The following is a 6,321-nucleotide window of genomic DNA, read 5'->3' on the forward strand; positions in this document are numbered from 1 at the left end:
CCGCACTGGAGGCCGGGTTCCGGACGGTGGGCGACCTCCTGATCTGGAAACGCCTATAGGGCTTAAGGGGGGGGCGATCTTTGCCCTCGAGCAGCCCGGTTCGCCCCGAGTTCCGACTTTGACGTGAAACGGCTAAGGAGGCGGCTGAGATCAGCAAATTGCAGGGAATGCAGGGATGACAGAGCCCGCCACGATCCTCTTGAGCCAGGTCAATGGCCACGGCRCCTCCGCGAGCGGGCAGACCAGCTGCCTCGATCTGACGGACAGCAATGGACGCCGCTTCATCCTTCACATCCCGCGGCTGCTCGAGGGGGATTTCCTGTCGCGGTTCGAAGCGGCAGCCATGCACGCCGCCGACTTGCGCGGCTCCCCGTCCCATGCCGACGTCGTCAACGCCGTGCTCGCCGAACAGACCAGTTTCGCGATGGCCGACGATGGAACGTTGATCCTGAGGACGAAAACCCGCTCCGGCGTCGATATCGATATCAACTTCGACGAGACCACCGTGCGCGGACTTCGCGCCTTGCTGGATACGCGGCCTTCGCCTCACTGAGAGGGCTGGGGAAACGCCTCGCAGCGGGTTGAAAACAGGCGTTCCCCGATAAAATCGACGAAGACCCGGAGCTTCGGAGAGAGGTTGCGGTTGGAGGGCCAGATCAGGCTGAAATGGCCGGGAGCATCGATCCGGTCATCGAGCAGGGTGAGCAACTCGCCCTTCCCGAGCGGATCGCGCACCAGGAAATCCGGCATGCAGCCGATGCCGAGCCCCGCCACCGTGGCGCCGCGCAGCGCCTCCATATTGTTGCAGGTCAGGACCGTGCGCGTGCGCAGTTCCGGTTCGCCGGCCATGAGCGTCAGCGGCCAGGCCTGGATCTTGCCGCTGTTGGGATAGCGGAAGCGGATGCCGAGATGCCCGTCGAGGTCGCGCGGGCATTCCGGCTTGCCGTGGCGTTCCAGATAGGACGGTGCGGCGCAGAGCAGCATCTGGAATGGGCGCAGGGTCCGCGCCATCAGGCGCGAATCCGGAAGTTCGCCGCTGCGGATCGCGACATCGACGCCCTCGTCGATCAGATCGACGAGGCGGTCGTTGAAATCGAGATCGACCTCGATCTCGGGATAGCGCGCCATGAACTCCGGCAGGACCGGCAATAGCAGGTGATAGCTGACGATCGGCGTGCTGACGCGCAGGCGCCCGCGCGGCACGTCCATCGTGCGGGCGAGCATGGCGCGGGCATCGTCGAGATCGTCGAGGATGCGCCGGCAGCGCTCGTGGAAGGCCCGCCCCTCCTCGGTCAGCCGCAGGCTGCGGGTGGAGCGCTGGAACAGCCGGATGCCGAGCTGCTGTTCGAGCCTGGTCACCGCCTTGCCGACCGCCGACGCAGACAGTCCGAGCACGCGCCCGGCCATGACGAAGCTGCCGAGATCGGCGGTCCGGACAAAGGCCATCAGGCCGCTCAGCGAATCCATTCCTGGCTCTCCCGAGACACGAGCATTCGAGCGTTTACTTCCGCCAAGATCGGAATGCGCGACGCCTTGGCAGGTATTCCATCAAGATTATCCTGTTTCTCGGGAAAGGCGAGCTTTCCTGGGAAAGGCGAGCGCCGGCTGGGTCGCAGCGCCGCCGCCATCGAACAGGGCATTCAATCCATGACGCAAACCACCACGCGGCCGCGCACGGCCGAGCAGGCGCTCGTGCTCCTATCCGTCTGCCTCGCCGCTGCGGCGATGCCGCTGACCTTTACCGGGCCGGCCGTGGCGCTTCCTGCCATCGGCAAGGCGTTGGGCGGCAGCCCGATCGCGCTCAACTGGGTCACCAACGCCTTCATGCTGACCTTCGGATCGAGCCTGATGGCAGCGGGCGGACTGGCCGATGCCTATGGCCGCAAGCGCGTCTTCCTCATCGGCGTCGGCGCATTCGCGGTGCTCTCCATGGCGCTGGCCGTTGCACCCGATATCCTGTGGTTCGATCTGGGCCGGGCGGCCCAGGGCGTCGCGGCGGCAGCCGCCTTTTCCGGCGGCATGGCGGCGCTCGCACAGGAATTCGATGGCGCGTCGCGCATCCGCGCCTTCAGCATCGTCGGCACGAGCTTCGGCGTCGGCCTTGCCTTCGGGCCGATCGCTTCGGGCCTGATGATCGACGCTTTCGGCTGGCGCAGCATTTTTGGGCTCGTGATCGTACTGGCGGTGCTCGCTTTGGCGCTCGGCGCGCGCGTCCTGCAGGAATCGGGCGATCCCGACGCCGCCGGGCTCGACTGGCCCGGCGCCGCCAGCTTCACGCTGGCCCTGGCGCTCTTCACCTATGGTGTCCTGCTGGCGCCGGAGCGCGGCTGGTCCGAGCCGACCGTGTTGGGCCTGCTGGCCGGCTCCATCCTGCTGTTCATCGCCTTCGTCGTGATCGAGGGCCGTGTCGCTCGGCCGATGCTCGACCTCTCCCTGTTCCGCTACCCCCGGTTCGTCGGGGTGCAATTGCTGGCCGCAGCGCCGGCCTATGCCTTCGTCGTGCTGCTGATCCTGCTGCCCGTGCGCTTCATCGGTATCGAGGGCCTGAGCGAGATCGCCGCCGGCCGGCTGATGATCGCACTCTCCGCGCCGCTGCTGGTCCTGCCGATCGCGGCTGGCCTGCTGACGCGCTGGTTCGCGCCGGCGACGATCTGCGGCGCAGGCTTGCTGATCTGCGCGGCCGGCCTGTTCTGGCTGAGCCGCGTTCCGCTCGGCGGCGAGACGATGGGCATCGCCATGCCGATGGCGCTGATCGGCATCGGCATCAGCCTGCCCTGGGGGCTGATGGACGGGCTTGCAGTCAGCGTCGTGCCCAAGGAGCGCGCCGGCATGGCGACCGGCATCTTCAGCACCACGCGCGTGGCCGGCGAAGGCGTGGCGCTCGCCGTGGTCAGCGCCGTGTTGTCCGCCCTGACTGCGGGCCATCTTGCGGCTGGCGCGACCGCAGCGCATGCGGGCCCCGCCGCCCAGCGGCTCGTCACCGGCGACATCGCGAGCGCCGCGGCCGCCTTGCCGCAGATGAGCCGGACTGCGCTCGTCCAGAGCTATGGCGAGGCCTTCGCCACATTGCTCGTGATGCTCTGCGCCATCACGGTCGTCACCGCGATCGTCGTCTTCGCCTTCCTCGGGCGCGGCACGGAGCAAAGGGCCGAGGCGGCGACGGAGGCAGAAGAGCGTCTGCGCACCTCGGAAGCCTGATCGGGCTCACCCGGTCGAGGTCAGGCATCGGCGGCGGGGCATGGGCGTCAAGGCATGTCGGGATCCAGCCGGCAGCGAGGTCGCTCATCCGGTAGCGGCGCCAGATCATCGGACCGGAAATCGTATCCGGTCCGATGATCTAACCCTATGTGTTTGCATCGGCTTTGCCCCGAAAGCCGCAATCCACTTTACGGGCCGATGCAATAAACCGGGCAGAGCGCGTGTCCCTGCCGTTCGAGGGCACAACGTGCGATGCCTGCCTGCACGCCACGAGATCGGCAACACGGCAGCCGAACGTGAGCGGATCGCCAAGCCTACCCTCAGCGTCGGAACGGCCAACACGATCATGTGCACTATGACGGCGCGCCAGCGCCCGCTGCGGCTTCCAAAGGACGGCGAGCCGCTTCTCTGATCGTCGATGGCAGCCTCCCTCCCATCTCAGACGTTGCTGGCGGGCCGCCGCCACTTCCGAAATCGAACCCATTGTCGACGTCCGGGACGTCCGCTTTGCGGCAGATCCGCTCAACGATAGACGGCGGGGCCCGCTGGCTCCCTTTCGTGACGCTGCCAACGGCAGTCGGAAGGCTCAGTTGGACGAACTCAAGTGCGATAGCGCAGCGCTTCGATTAGAGCTGCCATGGCAGGCGGTGTTTGTCGCCGGCTTGGATAGTAGAGGAAGAACCCTGGATAGGGCGCGCACCAATCCTTCAGGACACGCATGAGTCGGCCGGAAGCGACGTGGCCCTCGGCTTGCGTTTCAAAGGTCGTGGCCAGCCCATGTCCGTCGAGCGCTGCCTGTAGAATGAGGTCGGCATCACTGAACACAAGCGAGCCCGCCACGCGCACGGACAGCTCCTGCCCGTCCTTCTCGAATTCCCAGGCATAAAGGCCACCGGAGCCCGTCTGGCGGTAGTTGATGCAGTTGTGCTGCGTCAGATCGTGCGGCGAGACCGGGACAGGGTGTCTTGCGAAGTAGGCTGGCGATCCAACGATCGCCGAGCGCATCTCGGGTCCAATCCGGACCGCGATCATGTCGTTCTCAAGCCGCTCTCCCAGACGCACGCCAGCATCAAAATTCCCGGCGACGATGTCCATCAAGGCCTCGTCTGCCGATATTTCGATCGCAATATCGGGATGCTCGGCCATGAAAGTGCGGAGCTTCGGCAAAAGAACCGATACGGCCGCATGCTTCACCGTGGTGATGCGCAGCGTTCCGGCGGGCTTGTCGCGCAGTTCGCTCAAGCCCGCGATCTCGGCATAAATGTCCGTCAACGCGGGCTTCAACGTCCGCATCAGGCGCCGCCCGGCTTCCGTCGGCGAGACGCTGCGCGTCGTTCGCGCCAGCAACCGGATGCCCAACCTCTCTTCCAACTGCTGGATGGCGTGGCTCAGGGCCGACTGCGACATGTCGAGCTTGGCCGCCGCTCGCGTGAAGCTTCCCGCCTCCGCCACGGCCAGGAAAGCCGCAAGGTCGTTCAGTTCATCGCGCTTCATTGATGCACATCTTCGATAGACCCAAGCGAAGTGTGCAGCCTAATCGAAAGGCGCCGCCTGGGCTACGTATGGCCATCGACACGGCGGCTGATGCCGCCCCGCAAGCCAGAGGACGACCAATGGCCGAATACACCCCTCTCAGCCGCCGCACCTTCCTCGCCGGAGCCGCTGCCGCACAGATCGCCACCTGGTCGAATGCCAGTGCTCAGACGGTCCAGCCCCCAAGGATGATCACGATGAAGACCCGCAAGCTCGCCAATTTGGAAGTCTCGGAGCTTGGCTTCGGCTGCATGAACCAGAGCGGCAATTACAACGGGCCCGTCCCCAAGGACCAAGGCATCAAGACCATCCGCACAGCGTTCGAGAATGGCGTGACATTTTTCGACACGGCTGAGGTGTACGGCCCCTACATCAATGAGGAGCTCGTCGGCGAGGCGCTCCAGCCGTTCCGGGACAAGGTCAAGATCGCGACCAAATTCGGCTTCGCAATCAATGGGACCGTTGCGCTCGATAGCCGGCCGGAGCGCATCAAGCGCGTTGTCGAGGAGTCCCTGAAGCGTCTTCGGACCGATCACATCGATCTGTACTACCAGCACCGCGTCGATCCCGCGGTGCCGATCGAGGACGTCGCCGGCGCCGTGCAGGACCTCATCAAGCAGGGCAAGGTGTTGGGCTTCGGCCTTTCGGAGCCAAGCGCGAAAACCATCCGCCGCGCGCATGCCGTGCAGCCGGTCACGGCTGTTCAGAACGAATATTCGATGTGGACCCGCAATGTAGAGCTGAACGGCATCCTCGACACCTGCAACGAGCTGGGTATCGGCCTTGTGCCGTGGTCGCCCGTGGCGATGGGCTTCCTGACCGGCAAGTACGATCCGAGCACGACGTACGACGAGAAGACGGACTTCCGTGCGGGCTTCCCACGGTTCTCGAAGGAGTTCATGCCCCTCAACATGCCGATCGTCGAGTGGCTGAAGGACTACGCAGCCAAGAAGGGCGCGACGCCGTCACAAATCGCGCTCGCCTGGCTTATGGCGAAGAGCCCGAATATCGTCCCGATCCCGGGCACGCGCAGCAAAACCCATCTGCTGGAAAATCTGGGGGCGGGCCGCGTGCAGCTCAGCACCGCCGACGTTCATGCGATCGACACGTCTCTGACCAAGTTCCCGGTCTATGGCGACCGCATGGGCAAGGACCACATGCTCTCGATCGACTATTCGGTGTAGTCGTTCCTGCCTGGGGGCGCCGTCCAGGGGCCGCAAGGGCGAAGCCCAGCAGGCGCTTGGCAGCGTAGGGACGCCGTGAAGAAAGTCATCGACAAGGGCTGAGCCTCCTCGACTTTATACGGAAACGGGCTGCCGGGGGCGGCCCGTTTTTCGTTTGGCTTGAGGTTGGGAAAACGCGCCCTCAGCATCGAGATTGGGAGCGCATCATTGTCTGGAGCCCTATGACCGGTTTCGGACAAGGCGCCAACTTCGGCTCGCCACCGAGGCCGTGTGCAAACGCGCTATTGGGATGCCTGAGGTGTGCGCCGCGTCGTCTGCGGGTGAAGTTGGACGAGAGTCGCGGCGACCCTTTCAGGTCCGCATCGCCAGAATGAGCGGCCCAGCGCCAAGGATGGCGATCACTCTC

General features: G+C 65.2%; 5 protein-coding genes. 3 read left to right on the forward strand and 2 right to left on the reverse strand.

Annotation, left to right across the window (positions count from 1 at the left end):
• The first annotated feature begins 175 nt into the window (after positions 1–175).
• Positions 176–553 (forward strand): hypothetical protein, encoded by a 378-nt coding sequence (locus tag AC1D34_RS32715; protein WP_476826485.1) that lies wholly within the window; start codon positions 176–178, stop codon positions 551–553.
• On the opposite strand, the gene AC1D34_RS32720 is transcribed toward AC1D34_RS32715, so the two are convergent.
• Positions 547–1,467 (reverse strand): LysR family transcriptional regulator, encoded by a 921-nt coding sequence (locus tag AC1D34_RS32720; RefSeq protein WP_476826486.1) that lies wholly within the window; start codon positions 1,465–1,467, stop codon positions 547–549. The genes AC1D34_RS32715 and AC1D34_RS32720 overlap by 7 nt on opposite strands.
• A 180-nt stretch (positions 1,468–1,647) precedes the next feature.
• Here AC1D34_RS32720 and AC1D34_RS32725 point away from each other — a divergent pair, with 180 nt between their 5' ends.
• Positions 1,648–3,198, forward strand: coding sequence for an MFS transporter (locus tag AC1D34_RS32725; protein ID WP_476826487.1), 1,551 nt, complete (start codon positions 1,648–1,650; stop codon positions 3,196–3,198).
• Positions 3,199–3,798: 600 nt separating this feature from the next.
• On the opposite strand, the gene AC1D34_RS32730 is transcribed toward AC1D34_RS32725, so the two are convergent.
• Positions 3,799–4,692 (reverse strand): LysR family transcriptional regulator, encoded by an 894-nt coding sequence (locus AC1D34_RS32730; RefSeq protein ID WP_441507556.1) that lies wholly within the window; start codon positions 4,690–4,692, stop codon positions 3,799–3,801.
• 236 nt (positions 4,693–4,928) lie between these two features.
• Between AC1D34_RS32730 and AC1D34_RS32735 the strand changes: the two genes are divergently transcribed.
• Entirely contained in the window at positions 4,929–5,915 is a 987-nt protein-coding gene (locus AC1D34_RS32735; RefSeq protein WP_441507619.1) for an aldo/keto reductase, read from the forward strand.
• Positions 5,916–6,321 lie beyond the last annotated feature (406 nt).

It is taken from the genome of Allobosea sp. P1_A7 (assembly GCF_056406775.1).

Excerpts from the sequence above, each read along its gene's own strand:
- AC1D34_RS32735 (WP_441507619.1), top strand. The coding sequence starts at position 4,929 with ATGAAGACCCGCAAGCTCGCCAATTTGGAAGTCTCGGAGCTTGGCTTC.
- AC1D34_RS32725 (WP_476826487.1), top strand. The coding sequence starts at position 1,648 with ATGACGCAAACCACCACGCGGCCGCGCACGGCCGAGCAGGCGCTCGTG.
- AC1D34_RS32730 (WP_441507556.1), bottom strand. The coding sequence starts at position 4,692 with ATGAAGCGCGATGAACTGAACGACCTTGCGGCTTTCCTGGCCGTGGCG.
- AC1D34_RS32720 (WP_476826486.1), bottom strand. The coding sequence starts at position 1,467 with ATGGATTCGCTGAGCGGCCTGATGGCCTTTGTCCGGACCGCCGATCTC.